The following is a 20194-nucleotide window of genomic DNA, read 5'->3' as shown; positions in this document are numbered from 1 at the left end:
CGTCGTCGACCGTGGGGCCTCCGCGCGGGCGTGGCCCGGGACCTGGGTCGGCGGCGTCACCGGGCCCGCCGTGCCGGAGCCGCTCCGGGCGGGCGGCTCAGCCCACGGCGTCGGAGAGCAGCTTCACGAGCAGCACCGTGAGCGGGCCGCCCAGCAGGAAGTTGTTCAGCGCGTGCATGAGCAGCACGGGCCAGATGTTGCGCGTCCACAGGTACACCAGGTTCATCACCAGGCCCGCGCCGGCGTAGGACAGGGTCAGCAGCCAGTGGCCGTCGACGTTGTTCACGTGGATCAGCCCGAAGACCAGGGCGTTGACCAGCACCAGCGCGGCGGCCGGCATGGCCCTGCCCCACACGGGCAGCCGCAGCAGCAGAGCGTGGCGGAACGTGAAGTCCTCGATGAGCGCCGTGACCGTGGGGCCCAGGGACGGTGGAGGACCCCAGGGCGGAGCCCAGCCACCCCGCGGCGAAGATGGCGGGGACGGCCAGCACCGCCACGGTGTCCCGGGCGTGCCAGGAGCACTGCCGTGCGGGGTCCTCGGCACGGACGAGGGCGGTGAACGAGGGTCGTGGGGCGCTCGGTGCTGTCATGTCCTCTGATCCTGGGGTGGCCGGGGTCCCGGACGCGGCGTGCGGAACCGGACCGGGCGGCGTCGTCCGCGGTGCGGTGAGGGATGGTGCGGGGGCGGGGCCGGACGGCGCGACGGGCGTGCGCCGTCCGACCCCGGGCAGGCTCAGGGGCGGGTGTCCTGGGCGTCCGAGCCGCTCAGGGAGCGGTGGTGGGCCATGAGCTGGCGCTCCCGGGGCAGCACGAACAGCAGCAGCACCACCGTGAGGACCACCGAGAGGGTGAGCAGCCCGTAGGTGGCGCCCCACCCGAACTCGTGCACGACCCAGCCCACGCCCGTGGAGGCCAGGGTGGCGCCGAAGACGTAGCCGAACAACCCGGTGAACCCGGCCGCAGTGCCGGCCACGTGACGCGCGGACATGTCCAGGGCCTGCAGGCCGATGAGCATCACGGGGCCGTAGATGAACGCGCCGATGAAGAACAGGAACACCATGAGCAGCCAGTACGGCGTGCCCACCGGGGCCAGCCAGTAGGCCACCAGGAACACGCCCACGCCCACCATGAACGTGATGCCGGTCCAGCTGCGGTTGCCGTGGAACACCTTGTCCGAGACCCAGCCGCACGCGAGGGTGCCGAAGATCCCGGCGAGCTCGAAGAGGGAGAAGCCCGCGATGCCCTGCGCGAGGGACATCCCGTGGTGCTCCGCGAGGTACGTGGGTGCCCAGCTGAGCACGCCGTAGCGCAGGGAGTAGATGAACACGTTGGCCAGGGCCAGGAACACCATGGTGCGGTTGAGCAGCACGTGCTTGACCACGATGCGCCAGTAGGAGCTCTCCTCGAGCTCGCCGAGGTCCGCCTCCACCTTGGCGGGATCGTCCCGGTACTCCTCGATCGGGGGCAGCCCCACCGCCTCGGGACGGTCGCGGACCAGCACGAAGGCCACGGCGGCCACCACCAGGGCGCCGATCGCGGGCACCCAGAACGCGGACTGCCAGGAGTCACCGGTGATCGCCAGGCCCAGGGCGGCCAGTGCGCCCACACCCATGCCGCCCACGTTGTGCGCGGTGTTCCAGATGGCGGTCTTCCAGCCGCGCTCGGTGGTGGAGAACCAGTGCACGAGCACGCGCCCGCACGGCGGCCAGCCCATGCCCTGCACCCAGCCGTTGACGAACATCACGGTGGCGAACAGCGCCACGGACGCGGAGACCGCCGGGACGAACGCGACCACCAGGTTCGCCACCGCGGACAGCGCCAGGCCGATCGGCAGGAAGTACCGGGCGTTGGAGCGGTCCGAGATGGTGGCGGAGAAGAACTTGGAGAAGCCGTAGGCCAGCAGCACGGCGTTGCCGATGATGCCGATCCCCACGGTGCTGATGGTGCCCTGGGCCAGCAGCAGGGGAGCGATCAGCGAGATGTTGTTGCGGATCAGGTAGAACCCGGCGTAGCCGATGAAGATCCCCAGGAACACCTGCAGCCGCAGCCGAGGATAGCGCCGCGCCACCTCTTGCTCGGGCAGCCGCGGGGCCGCCGGGGGAGCGGCCATCCAGCGCAGCGCACGGGGTGTGCCCGCTGCCGGGGCGTCCTCCTCGTGTGGCGGGGCGGACGGGGACGAGGGTGCGGACATGCGCTCCACCTCTCTGGTCGTGGGGAAGGTCCGTCGCGGACTCCGGCGTCCGTGGAGGGCACGGGGAGGGTTTCCCAGCGGCGGCACAGGAGAACGCCATGGTACTCACGGGCCCGCCCGCGTTTCGAGGCGCCCGGGCGTGTCGGCCGGTCGGGGAGCGAGTCGACATATTGCAGAACGCGCATATAAGCGCCGCGGCAGGGCAGGCGCGCGGGCGGCGTCGTCGGCGGAGGTCAGCCGACCAGCAGGGTGAGCGCGCCGCGCGCCAGGACGACGACGCCGCCCACGGTCGCGAGCGCCATCGCCAGCCCCTGCGCGGTGGCCTTGGACATGTGGCGGGAGAGCCACGTGCCCACCGCTATGCCCGCCAGGACGGTGAGGACCAGCGCGGCCAGAGCCACCGGCGCGGGGACCGGCAGGGAGAAGTGCACACCGGCCGCGAATTTCGAGCCCGCGGACAGCGCACCCATGGCCATGAACACGGGCTGCATGGTGGCCGCGAAACGCACCTGGTCCCACCGGGTCACCCGCGAGTAGATGACCATGGCCGGCGCCGCGACCCCGGCCGTGGCGTTGAAGAACCCGCCGATCAGGCCCGCGGGCACCACGGTGGCCCTCCGGGACGCGGACGGCGTGGCGGGGGAGAACCGGGTGATGCCCAGCCCAGCAAGCACCACCGCCCCCACGGCCACCTGCAGCCACGCACTAGGCACGTGGCGCACCACCACCGCACCGGCCACGATCCCCGGCACCGCCGCACCCACCAGCACGGCGGCGTGGCGCCACTCCACGAGCCGGCGCACGGACAGGGTGATGAGCAACCCCGAGCACGTGGTCGCGGCGTTGGTGGCCAGCACCCCGGCGCCCGGGCCCATGAGCAGGGAAAGCACCGGGGCCACCACGAGCCCCACCCCCGTTCCGGAGACGCGCTGCAGCACGGTGCCCACGAGCACCGCCGCGAGGGCGCCCAGCAGAAGGCCCATGGGTGCTCCTTCGGGTGGGGCCCGCACCGGGCCGGTGCGGGTGCGGAGGGGGCCGTGCGAGGCGCACGGCGCTTCCGGTGAACGCGCTCCATCATGCCAGACGGCGCCCGGTGGGCGGGCGGTGCGTCGTCCGGTGGCGGAGCGGCCTACCCTGGCCCCATGGTGGAACTGAGCAAGTGGATGGCCCGGGTGGCGGAGAATCCGGGGCACTCCCGGTGGTACATCGACCGCTTCCGCACCATGGCCCGGCGCGGCGAGGACATCGTGGGGGAGGCCCGGCTGGTCGACGCGATGGTGCCGCGCGGCGCCCGGATCCTGGACGCGGGGTGCGGGGCCGGGCGGCTCGCCGGGTACCTGCACGAGGTGGGCCACCGGGTCACCGCGGTGGACGTGGACCCCGAACTGGTGCGCGCCGCCCGCGAGGACTACCCGGGGCCGGACTACCGGGTGGCGGACCTCGCGGAGCTGGCCTCCCTCGAGCTCGGGGGCGGCTTCGACGCCATCCTGTGCGCGGGCAACGTGATGACGTTCCTCGCGGAGAGCACCCGCCGGGACGTGCTGCGCGGCTTCCGCGCGCACCTGGCGGACGGTGGTCGCGCGGTGATCGGCTTCGGGGCGGGCCGCGGGTACCCGGTGGCGGACTTCCTCGACGACGCCGCGGCGGCAGCTCTCGCCCCGCAGCTCACCCTGGCGGGCTGGGACCTCCGCCCCTGGCGGGAGGACAGCGAGTTCCTGGTGGCGGTGCTGGGGGCGGATTGAGACGCGGGATGCGAAAGGCCGCATCTCAGTGAAGTCGCGTCACCCGTCAGGCGTTCAGCCTCGTCACCGTGGCCCGCAGCTCGTCACTCAAGTCGTAGATCTGTTCCAGCGTGTCCACGGCGTGCCGGGTCTCAACCTTGTTCTCATCGAGCAGGCCGACATACTTCTGGCTCCGGTTGAAGTGCAGGCGCGCAATGGTCTTGCGATTGTTGTTGTCCAGCAGGATTGCGCAGTACGACTTCGCGTCGCGATAGGAAACTCGTGACATGTCGACCTGGTTGCAGACAATGGCGCGCACGATGTTGAAAGCAGTGAGCTCCTCTGCGGTCGTGACAATGTCGTCCTGACTTTCCTGCAGGTCACGCGCGACTTCATCCTGACTCGTAATTTCCTCCGCGACTTCGGCGTCTGCCGGTAGCTGAGGGGGTACGGAGCCGGCGCCGAGAGCGGTAGTGAGCCTGTTGTTCACCTGCTCGTTGAGGAACTGCTGCGACGCCTTGCTCACCAGCGGCGTGAACTGTTCCCGCACCTTTTGGGTGAAAGCACCCTCGTAGACCCTGTTCGTGAAGAAGCGAATCCACTCGTCCGAGGGGTCCTTGAACTCGGCGGCGATCGCGCGTTTGATCTGTCCGACGTATTTCAGCTCTCCCGCAGCGCTGATGATCGAATCGAGGTCGAATTCTGTCTTGCTGAGTTTGAGCAGTTCAGGAAGGAGGGTCGTGTCGATGTCCAGTAGATCGAGCACGAGGAACGGTTTCGCATCCATGCGGTTCGGCGCGTCAAGGTCCGTGTAGAAATGGTATTTTTCACCATTGGTGAGGATTGCAATTCGCGCATTGGTGACCGCAAAATACCTGTAGAGCTGAGATGCGTGCTCCAGCGAGAGTGGCGAGCCGATGTGCTTGCACTCGATGAGCATCTGAATCTGGCCGTCCTGGACGATGGCGTAGTCGATCTTCTCGCCCTTCTTGACGCCAACGTCCGCTGTGAACTCCGGAACCACCTCCGACGGATTGAACACGTCATAGCCCAGAATCGTCGAGATGAAGGGCATGACAAACGCGTTCTTAGTCGCCTCCTCGGTCTCGAGCGCCGATTTCTGGTGCACGACTTTGCTTGCGAGGGCGGCCAGCCGTTCCGCGAACTCCACGGGTACCTCCAGGGGTTGTCATTGCTGTGGGGGCGAACCGGAACCGCGTCAACCGGTTCCGGGACTACTGTGAATTGGGTTACACCCTACTGCCGGAGGGGTTGATCCTCGGTTGACTCGCCGAGTCGCGGCCCAGGTCCCGGCATCTGCCGGGACAACCGGGGTATCAAGGTTCCGCGCAGTGGTAGTGGGTGCAAGCCCCCGTCGGTGGTGCTGAGGAGGAGGTCGGTGACAACCCCGTACGCTTGAGCACACATTCACGCGCTGACTGATCGGAAAGAGGTACCCGCATGTCCGCTGGACTTGCCGCACTGCTGGACGACATCGCCGCGCTCGCCAAGCTCACGGCCGCGAGCGTGGACGACGTCGCCGGGGCCGCCGGACGCGCGAGTGCCAAGGCCGCGGGCGTGGTGGTGGACGACGCCGCCGTCGCCCCCCGCTTCGTGGAAGGGGTCACCCCCAACCGGGAGCTGCCGATCATCAAAAAGATCACGATCGGGTCCCTGATCAACAAGATCGTGATCATCCTGCCGGTGGCCCTGCTGCTCAGCCAGTTCGCCCCCTGGGCGCTGACCCCGCTGCTCATGCTGGGCGGCACCTACCTGTGCTTCGAGGGCGCGGAGAAGATCATCGAGCACTTCTCGCCGGGCCAGCACACGGAGGAGAAGCCCGCACCGGACCGCGGCCCGGGGGCGGAGAAGAAGATCGTGTCCGGGGCCGTGCGCACGGACCTGATCCTGAGTGCGGAGATCATGGTCATCTCCCTCAACGAGGTCTCCCACGAACCGCTGCTGGCCCGCACTGTCATCCTCATCGCGGTCGCCATCCTCATCACCATCGGTGTGTACGGCGTGGTGGGTCTCATCGTCAAGATGGACGACATCGGTGTGGCCATGGCTCGCAAGGACTCCACGGGCGCCCAGAAGTTCGGTCTGGGACTCGTCAAGGCCATGCCCAAGGTGCTCGCCGTGATCTCCGTGGTGGGGGTCATCGCGATGCTCTGGGTGGGCGGGCACATCATCCTCACCGGCATGGCGAACCTCGGCTTCGGCCTGCCCTACGAGTGGGTGCACCACCTCAGCGAGGGCGTCCACCACGTCCCGGCAGTGGGTGCCGTGCTGGCGTGGCTGGTGGAGACGTTCTTCTCGTTCCTGCTGGGCCTCGCGTGGGGCGCGGTGATCGTGGGCATCGTCCACGTGCTGCCCTTCGGGAAGAAGCACGAGGACCAGGCAGTCGAGGGTGAGAGCGGCGTCGAACCCGGGCGCAAGACCGCGCCCTCCGGGGCTGAGAGCACGGTGCCGACGGCAGGCGCGACCCCGACCGCCGGACAGCGTGCAGAAAGCGGCGGATCCACCGCGGCGACGAGCCCGGACGAGCGCTGATCTGCAGGCCGGGCACCGGAGGCCGCAGACGAAGGAGTATGCCGTGAACGACAACCAGCGCGGTGGATCGCGGGGGTGGTTGCTCGCCTCCCGCGCGTCGATCCCGCTGGTCGTGCTGCTGACCCTCGCGCTGCTCGACTGGGACGGCACAGGGACACCGCGGCCGTTCGTGATGTTCTTCCTTCCTGCCCTCGTGGGAGTGCTCGGAGGACTGGCAGGAGCCAAGGCCGGGCGCCCGGCTCTTGCGGTGTGCGTCGGGCTGCTCGGGATCATTGCGGTGCCGGTGGCGCTGCAGGTGGTGCTGCTGGTCGAGGGGCCGTGACGTCGGGGGAGGTGCACACGTTCTCACGTTCCCTTTCAGCAACGTGGAGGTGCTGCTCGGCCACTACCCGGGTACGGTCTTCGACCAGCTTGTGGTGCGCCGCCGCGGCGGCTACTGCTTCGAGCGCGCGCAGCTCTTCGCCGCCGCCCTGGAGACCGCAGGCTTCACGGTGCGTCGCGCCCTGGGCCGCGTGCGGTCCCTGCAGAGCGCACGAACCCACATGACCGTCCTGGTGGACCTCGCGGGCGTGCGGTACCTGTGCGATCCCGGCTCCGGGTTCAGCATCACCGGCCCTGTCCCGTTGCAAGACGGCGCTCGCCACGTGGACACGGGTCAGACCTTCGCCGTGGGCCGGGTCTACGATCTGGGGGGTGTCGCTCTCGGAGAGGGAGGCGGAGCAGCCCACCGCAGTGGTGCAGAGTCTGCGGAACCAGTGAGATGATCGTGGCGAGGCCGGTCCCCTTCCCCCGGGGTGCCCGGCTTTCGCCGTGTCCGGAGCGGAGCTGACCGGACGGGGCACAACTGCATACTCCCCCCACCCCTGAAAGAGCACCCCCATGCCCTTCCCCCGTTCCTTTGCCGCGTCCGCGACCGCCACGAGCACGGCGGTTCTGCTGACCCTCCTGACCGGTTCGCCGGCCGCTGTGGCGGCCCCGGCGCGCACCCCGGTCCCGGCGCCAGCGCAGCCGACGACGTCGCCGGTCCAGCCTCCGGCGCAGGCCCCGGCGACGCCCGCGGTGGGTGCGGCAACCGGGGCGGGTGCCATCGCGCCCACCACCGCGTTCCACCAGACGTTCAGCGCGGCGGGCAAGACCTCCGCGTACCACCTCTACGCGGACGGCATCGACCGCTCGAAGGCGGTGGGGGTGGTGTACTACCTGGGCGGCGACTACATGAAACCCCAGGGCTCCTGGGTGGGCCGCCCCGACGGGCCCGAGCTGCGCGCGATGGCCGCGGAGGCCCGGAAGAAGAACATGGTCCTGGTGGTCCCGCTCTCCCCGGACCACGATGCGCGCGGTGACGGCATCACCTGGTGGGAGGACGCGGACGGCAACGGAGACTGGTTCCGAGCGCTCCAGGCCTCGCTCACGAGCCGGCACGGGCTGGACACCTCCCGCGTGTGGCTCGCCGGCTACTCGGGCGGCGCCGAGTTCATCACGTACGAGCTGCTCGCGGACCGGCAGAGCTGGATCCGGGGCGGAGGTGCCACGATCATCGGCGGGGGCGGCTCGTACGGCATGCAGAGCGCCCCCGGCGCGGCGGTGCGCGGCCTGCCACTCACCTGGCACGTGGGGTCGAAGGACGGCCCCGGCAGCACCAACCCACCCACCTGGTCCGCTCTCAAGGCCGCCCGGGCGGGTCAGAAGCGCTATGCCGTGGACGGCTTCACGCGCACGCGCCTGTCCACCCTGCCGGGGCTGGACCACGAGGACTACGACATCGTGGGCCTGCTGCGCCAGGACCTCGCCTCTCTGCCCGCCGCCCCGACGGCGACGCCGCCCGCGTCCTGGCTGCGCGGCGCCATCCGCACCGACTACCTCGCCACGGGTGGGGCCGCGGTCTATGGCCATCCCACCTCGCCGGAGAGGTCCACGGGCCACCTCGGCGGGGTGCACCAGGGCTTCACCCGCAACTGGACCTTCTACTGGAGCCCGCAGACCGGCGCCCACCCGGTGAAGTGGGACAGTGGCATCGGCGCGGCGTACCGCGCGGCGGGTCTGGAGCGTGCATGGGGCTACCCCGTGATGGCGGAGCGTGCCCTGCCGGGCGGGGCCTACCAGGACTTCCGGAACGGGAGCGCCAGGTTCCGCGCCATGTACTCCCCCCGCACGGGAACGCACGTGGTCAAACTGACCGGGGGGATCGGCTCGGCGTGGCAGAGGGCCGGACACGAGCACGGCTGGGGGCACCCCGTGACGGACGAGTACGCCGTGTCCGGGGGAGCGGCCCAGAAGTTCTCCAACGGGTACGTGGCCACGTGGCAACGCAGCACGGGAAAGATCACGGTCTCGCGGTTCTGACACCGACTCCACACGCGGAAAGAGTCGGGGGACCCGCACCCGGATCGTGTGCTCCGAGCGGGGGTCCCCCGACTGCCCGTCCCGCCTGAGCAGTGGTCAGGCGCGCTCCTCCACTTCGGTCGGGCCCGCGGTCAGCTCACGGGGCGCGGCAGCGTCGGCGTCGTGCGTGCCCCAGGCCCGGCTCCTACTCGTGGACGTCGGCGTGGACCGCCGCCGGCTGGTTGGTGCGGCGGGTCACGAAGATCCCGGTCACGGCGATCAGCGCGGTGGCGGTGATGGTGAGCAGCAGCTGGGTGCGCGTGGCGGGGTCGAACATCGCGACCACCACGATCAGCACCAGCAGCGCCACCGTGAGGTAGGACAGGAACGGGAACAGCGGCATCCGGTAGGTGGTGGAGCGCACGCCCGGGTTCTCGCGCTCGCGGCGGTGGCGCAGCGTGATCTGGGAGGCGGCCACGGAGATCCAGATGATGATGATCGTGGAGCCCACGATGGACAGCAGCGTGTCCAGCACCTTGCCCGGGAAGATCGCCTCCAGGATGCTCGCCACGAAGCCGAACGAGACCGTGAGCAGCACGGCGCGGCGCGGCACGTTGTTGCTCGCCGTGCGCTTGATGGCGGCCGGGGCGTAGTCGCGCTGGGCCAGCGAGTGCATCATGCGCGAAGCGGCATAGATGTTGGCGTTGAGAGCGCTGAGCAGGGCGAACACCGCGATCAGGGCCATGATGCTGCCCGCCGCGGGCAGGCCCGCCACGTTGAGCACGGCCGCGAATGGGCCCTCGGGGGCGTCCGCCTGGGAGGGCTCGAGGATGGCCACGATGATGAACACGGTGCCGATGTAGAACAGCACGATGCGCCAGGCGACCGTGCGGATGGCGGTGGCCACGCTCTTCTGCGGGTCCGCGGTCTCGCCGGCGGCGATCGCCACGATCTCGGTGCCGCCGAACGCGAAGATCACGATCAGCAGACCGGCGCCCACCCCGGCGATGCCCGTGGGGGCGAAGTCCGTGAAGTTGGACAGCCCGCCCTCGTGGCCGGGGACCACCCCCACCAGCATGAGGATGCCCACCACCAGGAACGCAAGGATCACGCCCACCTTGAGGAACGCGAACCAGAACTCGAACTCGCCGTACTTGCTCACCGCGAACATGTTGACGACCGTGAAGACCGCCATGAAGACCACGCTCAGCACCCAGGTGGGCGGCACGGCGATCCCGGCCAGGCTCTCACCCAGAATGCCGGTGAGGATCGTGGCGGCGCCGTTGGCCTCCGCCGCAGTCACCACGGCCAGCTGCACCCAGTACAACCAGCCCACGGTGTAGCCGGCCACGGGGCCGAACGCGTTCTGTGCGTGCGCGGAGAACGCGCCGCTCGTGGGGTTGGCGGCGGAGAGCTCGCCGATCATCCACATCACCAGCACCACGAGGGCGCCGGCCACGATGTAGGAGACGAGGATGGCGGGCCCGGCCACGGCCACGCCCTTGCCGCTGCCCAGGAACAGGCCCGCGCCGATCGCTCCGCCCAGGCCCATCATGGTCAGCTGGCGGGGCTTGAGCCCGCGCACGGTGGTGGTGGACGCGTCCTGGGCGTGCTCGGACGGCCGGGGAGTGGTGGTGCTCATGTGTCGGTCAGCTCCGGTTCCGGGGCGTCGTTGCCCCGTCGAGGTGGGCGCGCACGTCCTGTGCGGCCACGATGAAGGTCTGGTTCGCGGCGGGGGAGCCGATGCTCACCCGGATCCCCTCGTCCGCGAAGGCCCGCACGATCACGCCGTGGCGGGTGAAGATCTCCTCCGCGGCCGTGGTGTGGGGGCCGGTGCGCAGCCACACGAAGTTCGCCTGGGACTCCACGATGTCCCAGCCCTGCTCGGTGAGCTGCCGGTGCACGTGGTCCCGCTGGTCCACGAGGGCGGTGATCCGCTCCTCCACCTCGGACTCCGCGGCCAGGCTGGCGAGCGCGGCCTGCTGGGCCAGGTTGGTCACGCCGAAGGGGATGGCCACGGCGCGCAGCGCGGCGCTGATGTACGCCGGGGCGATCGCGTAGCCGATCCGCAGCCCCGCCAGGCCGTAGGCCTTGGAGAACGTGTGCAGGACCACCACGTTGGGGTACTCGCGGAAGAAGTCGATGCCGCGCGCGGCGGCCGGGTCCACGTTGAAGTGCACGTAGGCCTCGTCCACCACCACGAGCACGTGCTCGGGGACCTGCTTCATGAACGCGTGTAGCTCGTCCGCGGTCACGGAGGTGCCGGTGGGGTTGTTGGGGGTGCACACCAGGACCACCTTGGTGCGCTCGGTGACGGCCGCAGCCATGGCAGGCAGGTCGTGGCGCTCGTCCTCGGTGAGGGGCACCTTGACCGCGGTGGCACCGGCCAGGCCCGCCAGGATGGGGTAGGCCTCGAAGGAGCGCCACGCGAAGACGACCTCGTCCCCCTCGTCGCACACAGCGCGGATGATCTGGGAGGCGACCTCCACGGAACCGCTGCCGAAGCTCACGGAGGAGGGCTCCACGCCCCAGCGCTGCGCGACGGCCTCCGTGACCGCCTGGCAGGTCATGTCCGGGTAGAGGTTCATCTCCGGGGACATCTGGTTCACGGCGTCGAGCACGGACGGCAGCGGCGGGTACGGGTTCTCGTTCGAGGACAGCTTGTACTGGATCACGTCGGACGAGGCCGCGGACTTCCCCGGCTTGTAGGGGGGAAGGGACTGCAGCGCAGCGCGCAGGGACACGGCGGATCGGGCCGCGTCCCCCGAGGAATGAGTGGTCACGTGGGACTCCTTGCAGGATCTGTGGTGGCAGTCACAGTGACACAGCACACGGGGGTGCACAACCGGAACATGGTGTACTGATCATAATGCGCAGTTCTCAGGTGGTGCACCGCTGATCACTGCACAATGTGTCAGGTGGCACGCGTCCCGAAAATGACTCCCGCGTAACCCGCGCGGGGCTTGGGGCGGCTGGGGTCGTCAGCAGAGGAGCGGGGATGAAGATTGACGAGCTCGACGTGCGGATCGTGGAGCTGTTCACGCAGGACTCGCGCATCGGGGTGCTCGCGGCGTCCCGGGCCCTGGGGGTTGCCCGGCCCACGGTGCAGTCCCGCCTGGACAAGTTGCGCCGTGCCGGGGTGATCCAGGACATGGCGCCCACCCTGAACCCTGCGCGGTTCGGCTATCCCGTGATGGCCATCGTCTCCATCGAGATCAGCCAGGGTGTGGGTCACGTGCCCGTGGGTGAGGCCCTGCGGGAGATCCCGGAGGTCATCGAGATGTACACGGTCTCGGGGGACCATGACGTGATGGTGCGCGTGGTGGCCCGCTCCAACGACGACCTGCAGCGGGTCATCGACGCGATCGCCCGCACCGGGGCCGTGAACCGCACGCGCAGCGTGGTGGTGCTGCAGACCCACTTCCAGAACCGTGTGCTGCCGCTGTTCGCGCAGGTGGGTGGTGCCGAGCCGTCGGAGGGTTCCTGACGGGGCGCCACGGGCGCCGGACGGTCGGCGCAGGGCCCGCCGCGTCCGCTCGCGCCCGTGAACCGGGAGTCCCGGGGCGCACCGGCTTGGGAATGGAAAAGTCCCGCCCGACCTCTCGGTCGAACGGGACTTCCTGCGGTGCGCGAGGGGGGAGTTGAACCCCCACGCCCTCTCGGGCACACGGACCTGAACCGTGCGCGTCTGCCTATTCCGCCACTCGCGCTCGTTGTCCCACTCGGCGTACGCCCGTGAGCAACGTCGAAAAGCCTACCCCACCCCGGCCGGGTTGGCGAATCGGGGTCCGAGGGCCCGGAACGCGGCACGGCCGGGGGTGCCGGGGCACCCGGCGCGGGGGTGACGCCGCCCGCGTGCCGGGCAGGGCGGCGTCGTCCCTCACATGCTGACCGTGAGCCCCACCCAGGCGATGCCCGCGCAGGCCAGGCCCGCGAGCGCGTACAGGGTCACGGGCACGAGCAGCAGCACCTCGCGCGCGGATCCGGCGTTGCCCAGCACGGGCAGGCGCACGAAGGACCGGCGCGCGTAGAGGGACGGCGGCAGGGGAAGGGGCACCCGCAGGGGCCAGAGCAGGTGGATGCCCTGGGTGGTCAGCAGGTCACCGAGCATGTGCACGGCGCACCCGAGCCCCACGGCCACCACGAACCAGCGCGGATCGCCCGGGGGGTGGGTGGCCACGAACGCACCCAGCAGGATGCCCACCACCCAGTTGGCGTGGGCGAGGCGGTCCGGGACGAACGCCAGCACCTTGACCGCGCACGCGATCAGCAGCACGGACAGCACCGCGGCCAGGGGCCACACCTGCCCGGGCAACGACGCCGCGGCGTCACCGACCGCGCCCGCGGCCCCGGACCCGACCGCGCCGGGCGCCGCGGACCCGGTGACACGCCACCGCAGGGCGTCCCCCACCGGCACGGAGGCGCGCTGGGAGAGCTCGGCGAGCAGGACCACCACCAGCAGCCCGAGCAGGGAGTGCGTTCCACGGCGGTGCCCGCCGGCGAGCCTGCTCAGCCCCCTGGCGAGCCAGCGGGACACCGGGGGGAGCGAGCGGGCGACGGTCCCACCCGGGTGGTCGAGGTCCGGCAGCAGCGCGGCCCCGGCGCAGATCAGCGCGCCCGTGATCACCCCGGGATCCCCCACGGGCATCAGCCCGAGGCCCACGGGGAAGGAGATGTCCGCGAGGTGCACGGTGTAGGTGCCGGTGAGCGCAACCCACGCGGCGGCACCGCACGCGGCGTGGCTGGGGCCCATCATCGGGGCGTCCTGGGCATGGGGTGGTCCTTTCCAGACCTCGGGGAAGAAGCAAAACCCCAGGCTAGGAACGGGTTCCGACCCGCATAAGCGTCCCCGGGCCCGTCGGTTCGACGCTGTGTCGATGCCGCCCGCGCGCTCGCGCGCGCCACGAGACCGGCGAACGCGGCGGATGCGCCGCGGCCCCCGCGCGTCCCCGGTGGCGGGGCGCCGGCGCGGACCCACGGGATCGGCTCGACGCCGCCCGCACCCTGTCCGGGCTCAGTCCCCGGACTTGGGGTGCCAGGGCAGCTGCTGGTCGCAGCCGGGAGTGAGCCAGGCCTTCACGTACCCGGCGCTCTGGTGCAGGTACTGCACCAGCAGGTTCTTGCCCGAGATGTTGAAGTCCACCGCGGACATCCGCAGCTCCCCGGGGAAGCAGCGCTCGAGGATCAGCCTCGAGCGGGGCACGTGCTGGGTGAACGTCACGGCGGTGACGGTCTTCCAGCCGCGCTGCTCCGCGAGCTCACGCAGCTTCATGGCCTCGCCCTGCGTGGTGGAGGGGTCGGGCTTGAAGCACAGCACCTCCACCCCCTCGTGCGGGGCGCAGAAGGAGCGGGCGGTGTAGTACTGCACCATCTCCGGGGGGTCGAACGGCTGGGCGTCCGGGGTGGAGAAGACCACGGTGTCCGCGATGTGCTGGTTGTACACGAGGTCCTCGGCGAAGGCCACGCGGGTGGGGTCCGGGGGTCCGAGCACCAGCAGCGCGTCCGACCTGCGGGGCGGGTCCACGCGGGGGCTGTCCAGCACGGCGTGGCACACGGCGAGCCACAGGGTGCCCAGCAGCGCGAGCGCGATCAGCACCACGAGGGGCCAGCGCCGTCGCAGCGCAGGGGTGTGCCCGGGGGGCGTGGGGGCCACGTGGTTCCTCTCGGTGGGAGCGCTCGGCGAGAATGCCGCGGATATCATCTCATCCAGCACCGCGGCGCCCGCCGGTTCCGCGGGTGGAACGGAAAACACCCAGCAAGGAGTCAGTGCATGCGATCGAATGAACATGTCGAGCGTGCCGTGATCTGCCCGGTTCCGCTGCGCTGGGGGGACATGGACCCGTACGGCCACGTGAACAACGTGGAGGTGATCCGGGTGCTCGAGGAGGCCCGGATCGCGGCGTTCGGCGTGCCCGTGGGCACGGGGGAGCAGGTGGTGCCCGCGCGCATCCCGCTGTTCTCGGTGCTGCCCGAGGGCACCCAGGCGCTGATCGCGGAGCACCGCGTCAAGTACCTGCGTCCGCTCGAGTACCGCAACGTGCCGGTGGAGGTGCGCGTGTGGGTGGTCTCGGCGAAGGCCGCCACCCTGGTGCTGGGCTTCGAGATCCTGGACGCCCACGACTGCGCCGCGTGCGTGCGCGCCCAGACCCAGCTCGCGTTCTTCATCCCCGAGTCCCGCACGGTCCTGCGGCTCACGCGGGAGCAGCGGGAGCTGCTGGAGCCCCACACCGCGCCCTCGCCCTTCTGAGGCCGGGGCGCCGCCCACCGCGTCCAGCGCCGACGCCCTCGGGAACGGCCACCCCATGGGGAACGGCGCGCGGTGCGCAAGGCCGCCCAGGCGGCCCGTGCGCTGGGCCCGACAGGCGCGCGGACGGGCGCGGCGCGTCAGGCCGCGAGGTCCGGTGCGGTGCTCAGCTGCAGCTCGGCGCGCATGCGCAGGATCGCCCCGCACTCCGGCAGCACGCGCCACGTCCACCACATCAGGGTGTGGGACTCCGGGTCCGGGTGGCACGTGGCCGCGGTGACCGCCGCGGGCTCCTCAGTGTCCTGGACGCACACCGCGAGCGGCGCCTGCTCCAGCGTGGTGCGGATCCGCTCGAGCTCCTTGCGCAGCCCTCGGGGGGAGTGCTCCGTGACGGTGCAGCCCACCTCCACCTGCTCGGCGAAGGGCGAGGGCCGCTCGATGCTGCGCAGCACGGGTAGCCGGGCGGTGTCCTCCTCGAACACCCCCACGGTCTCCACCCAGCGCCGCCCGGCGTGGCTGACCACGAACTGGTGGTGGCCCGGGCCCACCCGCAGCTGCGCCTCGGTGAGCTCGTCCACGGTTATCGCGGCTCCGGCCGGGGCGTCCAGCACCCCGAGGTCCGTGCGGTAGCCGAACTGCTCGGGGCGGCACACGGGGTGCCCCGGCATACGGGTGAGCCAGTCGTGCTCCATGCGCGTCATCTCTCTGATCGGTCTCGCGGCAGCCCGCCGCGCCCTCTTCACACATGAAAATATCCCTGCACCGGGGGACGGACAAGCACCGAATCATCACCGTTCGGTGACGGTGGACGGGCCGCACGCCGCGCGGCTACGGCAGCGGCCGGCCCCTCGCGGCGGTCCACAGGCCGTACCAGTCCTCGTGGGTCATCAGCTGCGCCGCACGCGGTGCCAGGGCGCTCGCCGCGATCCGCCGCGGGTCCATGGTGCCGATCACGGGGCGGATGCCGGACGGGTGGCGCAGCAGCCACCCGAGCACCACGGCCTCGGCGGGCACGTCCATGCGCTCGGCGATCCGTTGCACGAGCGCGCTCGTGCGCTGCTCCGGCGTGGCGCCCTCGTCGGGGCGTTCCGTTGGAGGTGCGGATCCCGGAGGGGACGACGCCGCACCCCGGGGGCCCGCCGCGGGTCGCCAGGGCTCGGTGGCTCCCGAGTAGCGGCCGCCAGCCAGAGCACCCCACGCCTGGACCTCGATGCCCTCCGCGTCGCAGAGCTCGAGCAGGCCCTCGGGGAAGCTCACGTGGGCGCCGTCCGGGTGGTTGGCGAGCACCTGGGACTCCACGAAGTCCCGGTGGGCCAGGCTCAGCTGCAGCTGCACCGCGGTCACGGGTGTCTCCAGGTGGCCGCGCAGCCCGAGCACCTGCTGCGTGGTCACGTTGGAGAGCCCCACCGAGGCGATCAGCCCCTCCCGGTGCAGCTCGTCCAGGGCCCGGGAGGTCTCCCGCCATGGAGTGAGCGGGTCCGGGCGGTGCACGAACAGCCGCTCCACCCGGTCCACGCCGAGCCGGCGCAGTGAGCCCTCGAAGGAGGAGCGGATGGTGTCCCGGTCCAGGCGGTAGTGGGCGGGGGCGTCATCGGGTGCGGTGCTGCCGGGCAGCCGGATGCCGCACTTGGTCTGCACCCGCACGGCCCGGCGCAGCACGGCGTCCTCGGCGATGATGCGCCCGAAGACCGTCTCCGAGTCCCCGCCCACATAGATGTCCGCGTGGTCGAAGAGCGTGATCCCGGCCCGGTGGGCGGCGTACAGGGCGTCACGGGCGGCGTCATACTGGGACGCAGGAACGGTCCGTTGGCCCCAGGAGCCGCCCAGGCCCATGCACCCGAGGACCAGCGGGGAGCTCACCCGCGTCCGCTCTGGCGCTCCGCGGCGCGGCGCAGCCGGGCGGCTTCGGCGAAGGCCGCGGCGGACTCGTCGAGCTGACCGGTGCCCTCGTAGAGCGCGCCCAGTTCCGTGAAGCAGTCCGAGCGGTCCCGGAACGAGTCCGGTTCCTGCTCGTAGAAGTCCACCGCGCGGTTGTAGGCGGTCACCGCCTGCGCGTGGCGGCGGGTCTCGCGGTAGACCCGCGCGAGGTTGATGTAGCAGTCCGCCTGGTCCCGCGGCTCGTGCGGGGCGTCCAGGTACTGCCCGAGGGCGTCGAGCAGCTGGGTCTCCGCGCCGTGCAGGTCCCCGGTCTCCACGAGCAGCGAACCCAGGATGAGGTGGGCCCGGGCCCTGTGCCGGCCGCTGCCCTCGAGGCGCGCGAAGTGCTCGAGCGCCCGCTGGTACTCCGCCACCGCCTTGCTCGTGCGGTCCATCAGCATGTGGATGTGGCCCAGGTTGTAGTGGCACGCCGCGAGTTCGCGGTCCGCGGGGCCGGACTCCTGGAAGAGCTCGATCGCCTGCCGGTACGCTGTCTCCGCCAGGACGTGGTCACCGCGGTCCTCAGCGTCCAGGGCTTGCGTGAAGAAGCCGTTTCCGTCGTCCGAGTAGCTCATCAGCTCGTCCTTCCGTGCCGGGTCGAGGTGCCCTCATGCTACGCCGCACCACTAAACCGGCTGATAATCTCAGATCCACACTCTCCCAGGAGGTCAGGATGGCAGCACAGCACACCGCGCCGGGGCAGGACCCGCGCGATCCTCGCCACGCGGCAGTCCACGACGAGCACGCTTCCGTGGTCCGCCACGAGGAGCGGCTGGTGATCGACCGCGAGCAGCAGGAGACCGGCCGCGCGCGGCTGCGCAAGTACGTGGTCACCGAGCCCGTGCGCCAGGAGGTCACCGTCGCGTCCGAGGAGCCGGACCTGGTGCGCACGCCCATCACGGCCGAGGAGCGCGAGGCGTTCCTGGCCGGGCGGGAGCTGCCGCTCGGCGAGGACGAGGTCATCCTGTACCGCTCCGAGCCCGTGGTGCAGACCGTCCGGGTGCCGTACCAGCGGGTGCGGCTCGTGGCCCAGCGCGTCGAGCACACCGAGGTGGTCGAGGACACCCTGCGCAAGGAGCGCGTGGACATCGAGACCCAGGACGCTCCCCGCTCCTGAGCATGACGACGACGCCGCCCGGCCCGGTTCCGAGGCGCCGTCGCCTTCCGGGGTGCACACAGGGCGATGACATCCCTTTGAGCGCGCCCAGGGCGACGTCGTCTCCCAAGACACGTCCCGGGGGAGGGCGGCCGCCGGGTCGCGTCCGGGGCGGCACCGGGCCCCGGGACGCACCCGACCCATTGCCGGGGTACCTCTGCACCGTGTGGTGCGGCTCTGACGGCGGGTGCCACGGTCGGTGCGAAGCACCACCCGCCCGGGGGTAGGTTGGACGGGTGAGTGATACGACCCTGACCCTGATCCGCCACGGCCAGACAGACTGGAACCTGCAGCGCCGGCTGCAGGGCCGCTCCGACATCCCCCTCAACGACACCGGCCGCGAGCAGGCCCGGGCCGTGGGCCGGGAGCTGGCGGCGTCGGGCGAGCACTGGGACGCCCTGGTCTCCTCCCCGCTGATGCGGGCGAAGGAGACCGCCGAGATCATCGGCGAGCAGATCGGGCTGCCCCTGTCCCGCACCTACGACGAGCTGGTGGAGCGCTCCTTCGGCGACGCCGAGGGCTACGACTGCACCGGCACCACGGACGACGAGCGCCACGCCATCATGGACCGCCACGGCGAGGCCACCGAGGACGTGGTGCAGCGCGGGCTCGCGGTGCTGCGCCGGATCCTGGAGGACCACCCGGGCCAGCACGTGATGGTGGTGGCCCACGGCACCCTGATCCGCCTCACGGTGGACCGCATCCTGGGTACGGAGCTGCCGAGCCTCGAGAACGGCCAGGTGCTCACCGTCACCGCGGGGCAGGTGCTGGCCGCCCGCTGACGGCCCCGACCGTCGGAGGCCCGTTCGTGAGCAGGGCCCTCGCACCGTGGAGTGCGAGGGCCCTGCTCCGTTCTTCCGCGGTCCGCAGCACGCACGGCGGCGTGCTCCTGCCTCAGCGGGAGGTGCCCTCCGGGGGAGCGGTGCCCCGGCCCCTCTCTCAGCGGTGGAGCTAGCTGGCGGAACCGGAACCGGACGCGGGTGCGGCGGGCGCGGCAGCGGCGTCGTGGTCCGGGGCTGCGGAGCGTGCGGGGCGGTGGGCCAGCATCAGGGCCAGGCCCGTGAAGACGAATCCGCCCACGAAGTTGCCCACGAGCACGGGGGCCTGGTTCCACAGCCACCAGTCCCCGAAGGAGACGTCCGCGCCCAGCAGCATGCCCATGGGGATCATGAAGAAGTTGACCACGGCGTGCTCGAAGCCCAGCCCGAAGAACGCCATGATGGGCAGCCAGATGGCGGCGATCTTGCCGATGGTGTCCTTGGAGACCATGCCCATGAACACGCCCAGGCACACGAGCCAGTTGCACAGCACCGCCTTGACGAACACGGTGGCCATGCCCGCCCCGCCCAGGGCGGCGTACGCGGTGGTCTTGGCCTGCGCGGTGTCCACGAACTTCTGGCCGAGCGCGCCGGCGTCGTGGGAGCCGAAACCGGTGAGCACGCCCGCGTAGAGCAGGGCGAACGCCGCGGCACCGATGATGTGGCCCGCGATCACCGTGAGGCTGTACCGGGCCACGGCGGACCACGGCACCAGACCGCGCACGGCGGCCATGGGGGTCAGGGCGAAGCCGCCCGTGACCAGCTCCATGCCCATGAGGATCACGATGGTGATCCCGGCCGGGAACAGCACGGCACCCACCACGGGCGAGCCGGAGCTCACGGTGGCCGACACCGCGAACGAGGTGGTGGCCGCGAGCACGGCGCCGCCCAGCACACCGCGCAGCACGAGGGCGCCGGAGGGGGCCGTGGCCTTGGCCTCCCCGGCGGTGACGGCGTCCGCCACCACGTCCACTGGTTTCACATTAGTCATGGCTGCTCGGCTCTCTGTCGTGGGGGCGGGCCGTGCCTCGGCCGTGGGCCGCGGGTGCCCGCACCGGCGCGGTGGGCGGGGTGCGAAGGCAAAACCGTGACCGCACGAGTGTAGGACCGTGCAACGCTCGTGCGAACACGCGCCGCATCTGGTCCCGGTGCTCGCGGGGTCCTATGGTGGTGGAACATGCGGCAGTGTGGCCGTGGGTTGCGCAGACGTCATGGGTTCCGGGGCGAGCGGTCCGGCAGAGGTCTGTGCGCCGTGCCCCACAGGGCATCACG

Annotated in this window: 21 protein-coding genes and 1 tRNA gene; 9 read left to right on the top strand and 13 right to left on the bottom strand. The window is 71.1% G+C overall.

The genetic code is table 11. From position 1 onward, the window contains the following. Window positions 1-97: 97 nt before the first annotated feature. The 3 genes from KRH_RS12900 to KRH_RS10025 form a co-directional block, all read right to left on the bottom strand. Window positions 98-355, bottom strand: coding sequence for a CPBP family intramembrane glutamic endopeptidase (locus KRH_RS12900; RefSeq protein WP_231844718.1), 258 nt, complete (start codon window positions 353-355; stop codon window positions 98-100). A gap of 378 nt (window positions 356-733) precedes the next feature. After that, entirely contained in the window at window positions 734-2191 is a 1458-nt protein-coding gene (locus KRH_RS10030) for an MFS transporter (protein ID WP_050738070.1), read from the bottom strand. A 233-nt stretch (window positions 2192-2424) separates the two neighbouring features. Beyond that, window positions 2425-3174 (bottom strand): sulfite exporter TauE/SafE family protein, encoded by a 750-nt coding sequence (locus KRH_RS10025; protein WP_012399095.1) that lies wholly within the window; start codon window positions 3172-3174, stop codon window positions 2425-2427. Window positions 3175-3333: 159 nt separating this feature from the next. Here KRH_RS10025 and KRH_RS10020 point away from each other — a divergent pair, with 159 nt between their 5' ends. After that, window positions 3334-3933, top strand: coding sequence for a class I SAM-dependent methyltransferase (locus tag KRH_RS10020; protein ID WP_012399094.1), 600 nt, complete (start codon window positions 3334-3336; stop codon window positions 3931-3933). Between the two features lie 46 nt (window positions 3934-3979). On the opposite strand, the gene KRH_RS10015 is transcribed toward KRH_RS10020, so the two are convergent. Beyond that, a complete protein-coding gene (locus tag KRH_RS10015; RefSeq protein ID WP_012399093.1) occupies window positions 3980-5083 on the bottom strand; it encodes a type I restriction endonuclease in 1104 nt (367 codons plus the stop codon). 290 nt (window positions 5084-5373) lie between these two features. On the opposite strand from KRH_RS10015, the gene KRH_RS10010 reads away from it, so the two are divergent. The 4 genes from KRH_RS10010 (at window position 5374) to KRH_RS11820 (ending at window position 8808) form a co-directional block, all read left to right on the top strand. Beyond that, a complete protein-coding gene (locus tag KRH_RS10010) occupies window positions 5374-6465 on the top strand; it encodes a DUF808 domain-containing protein (RefSeq protein ID WP_012399092.1) in 1092 nt (363 codons plus the stop codon). Between the two features lie 43 nt (window positions 6466-6508). Then, the gene (locus KRH_RS12380; RefSeq protein ID WP_012399091.1) at window positions 6509-6787 is read left to right on the top strand and encodes a hypothetical protein; all 279 of its coding nucleotides are present in this window, start codon (window positions 6509-6511) and stop codon (window positions 6785-6787) included. A 49-nt stretch (window positions 6788-6836) separates the two neighbouring features. Continuing rightward, the gene (locus tag KRH_RS10000) at window positions 6837-7229 is read left to right on the top strand and encodes an arylamine N-acetyltransferase (RefSeq protein ID WP_158301520.1); all 393 of its coding nucleotides are present in this window, start codon (window positions 6837-6839) and stop codon (window positions 7227-7229) included. A 295-nt stretch (window positions 7230-7524) separates the two neighbouring features. After that, window positions 7525-8808, top strand: a complete 1284-nt coding sequence (locus tag KRH_RS11820) for a hypothetical protein (RefSeq protein WP_226905828.1) — start codon at window positions 7525-7527, stop codon at window positions 8806-8808. A gap of 184 nt (window positions 8809-8992) precedes the next feature. On the opposite strand, the gene KRH_RS09990 is transcribed toward KRH_RS11820, so the two are convergent. After that, window positions 8993-10429, bottom strand: coding sequence for an amino acid permease (locus KRH_RS09990; RefSeq protein ID WP_012399088.1), 1437 nt, complete (start codon window positions 10427-10429; stop codon window positions 8993-8995). 7 nt (window positions 10430-10436) lie between these two features. Next, entirely contained in the window at window positions 10437-11570 is a 1134-nt protein-coding gene (gene hisC, locus KRH_RS09985) for a histidinol-phosphate transaminase (protein WP_012399087.1), read from the bottom strand. Window positions 11571-11785: 215 nt separating this feature from the next. Here hisC and KRH_RS09980 point away from each other — a divergent pair, with 215 nt between their 5' ends. After that, window positions 11786-12274, top strand: coding sequence for an Lrp/AsnC family transcriptional regulator (locus KRH_RS09980; protein WP_012399086.1), 489 nt, complete (start codon window positions 11786-11788; stop codon window positions 12272-12274). Between the two features lie 139 nt (window positions 12275-12413). Here KRH_RS09980 and KRH_RS09975 read toward each other — a convergent pair. The 3 genes from KRH_RS09975 to KRH_RS09965 form a co-directional block, all read right to left on the bottom strand. After that, window positions 12414-12497, bottom strand: a tRNA-Leu gene (locus KRH_RS09975). A gap of 170 nt (window positions 12498-12667) precedes the next feature. Continuing rightward, the gene (locus KRH_RS09970) at window positions 12668-13543 is read right to left on the bottom strand and encodes a metal-dependent hydrolase (RefSeq protein ID WP_012399085.1); all 876 of its coding nucleotides are present in this window, start codon (window positions 13541-13543) and stop codon (window positions 12668-12670) included. A gap of 258 nt (window positions 13544-13801) precedes the next feature. After that, window positions 13802-14440 carry a YdcF family protein gene (locus KRH_RS09965; protein WP_226905830.1) on the bottom strand — a complete coding sequence of 213 codons (639 nt, stop codon included), beginning with the start codon at window positions 14438-14440 and terminating at the stop codon, window positions 13802-13804. A gap of 117 nt (window positions 14441-14557) precedes the next feature. On the opposite strand from KRH_RS09965, the gene KRH_RS09960 reads away from it, so the two are divergent. Next, on the top strand, window positions 14558-15034 hold the full coding sequence (locus tag KRH_RS09960) for an acyl-CoA thioesterase (protein WP_012399083.1): 477 nt from the start codon (window positions 14558-14560) through the stop codon (window positions 15032-15034). 137 nt (window positions 15035-15171) lie between these two features. On the opposite strand, the gene KRH_RS09955 is transcribed toward KRH_RS09960, so the two are convergent. The 3 genes from KRH_RS09955 to KRH_RS09945 form a co-directional block, all read right to left on the bottom strand. Next, complete coding sequence (locus KRH_RS09955; protein ID WP_012399082.1) at window positions 15172-15732, bottom strand: DUF2617 family protein; 561 nt, start codon at window positions 15730-15732, stop codon at window positions 15172-15174. A gap of 127 nt (window positions 15733-15859) precedes the next feature. Beyond that, window positions 15860-16891, bottom strand: a complete 1032-nt coding sequence (locus tag KRH_RS09950) for an aldo/keto reductase (RefSeq protein WP_012399081.1) — start codon at window positions 16889-16891, stop codon at window positions 15860-15862. Beyond that, window positions 16888-17523: a tetratricopeptide repeat protein gene (locus tag KRH_RS09945; RefSeq protein WP_012399080.1), complete on the bottom strand. Its 636-nt coding sequence runs from the start codon at window positions 17521-17523 to the stop codon at window positions 16888-16890. Before KRH_RS09945 ends, KRH_RS09950 begins: the two co-directional genes overlap by 4 nt. A 98-nt stretch (window positions 17524-17621) precedes the next feature. On the opposite strand from KRH_RS09945, the gene KRH_RS09940 reads away from it, so the two are divergent. Continuing rightward, the gene (locus KRH_RS09940; protein ID WP_012399079.1) at window positions 17622-18065 is read left to right on the top strand and encodes a YsnF/AvaK domain-containing protein; all 444 of its coding nucleotides are present in this window, start codon (window positions 17622-17624) and stop codon (window positions 18063-18065) included. A gap of 275 nt (window positions 18066-18340) precedes the next feature. Continuing rightward, entirely contained in the window at window positions 18341-18886 is a 546-nt protein-coding gene (locus KRH_RS09935; protein WP_012399078.1) for a histidine phosphatase family protein, read from the top strand. A gap of 169 nt (window positions 18887-19055) precedes the next feature. On the opposite strand, the gene KRH_RS09930 is transcribed toward KRH_RS09935, so the two are convergent. Next, window positions 19056-19913 (bottom strand): formate/nitrite transporter family protein, encoded by an 858-nt coding sequence (locus KRH_RS09930; RefSeq protein ID WP_012399077.1) that lies wholly within the window; start codon window positions 19911-19913, stop codon window positions 19056-19058. Window positions 19914-20194: the final 281 nt, after the last annotated feature.

Source organism: Kocuria rhizophila DC2201 (assembly GCF_000010285.1).
In the GTDB taxonomy this organism is placed as follows: Bacteria; Actinomycetota; Actinomycetes; order Actinomycetales; family Micrococcaceae; genus Kocuria; species Kocuria rhizophila_A.
The sequence above is the reverse complement of the archived record's forward strand: the minus strand, read 5'-3'. Positions and strand labels throughout refer to the sequence as shown.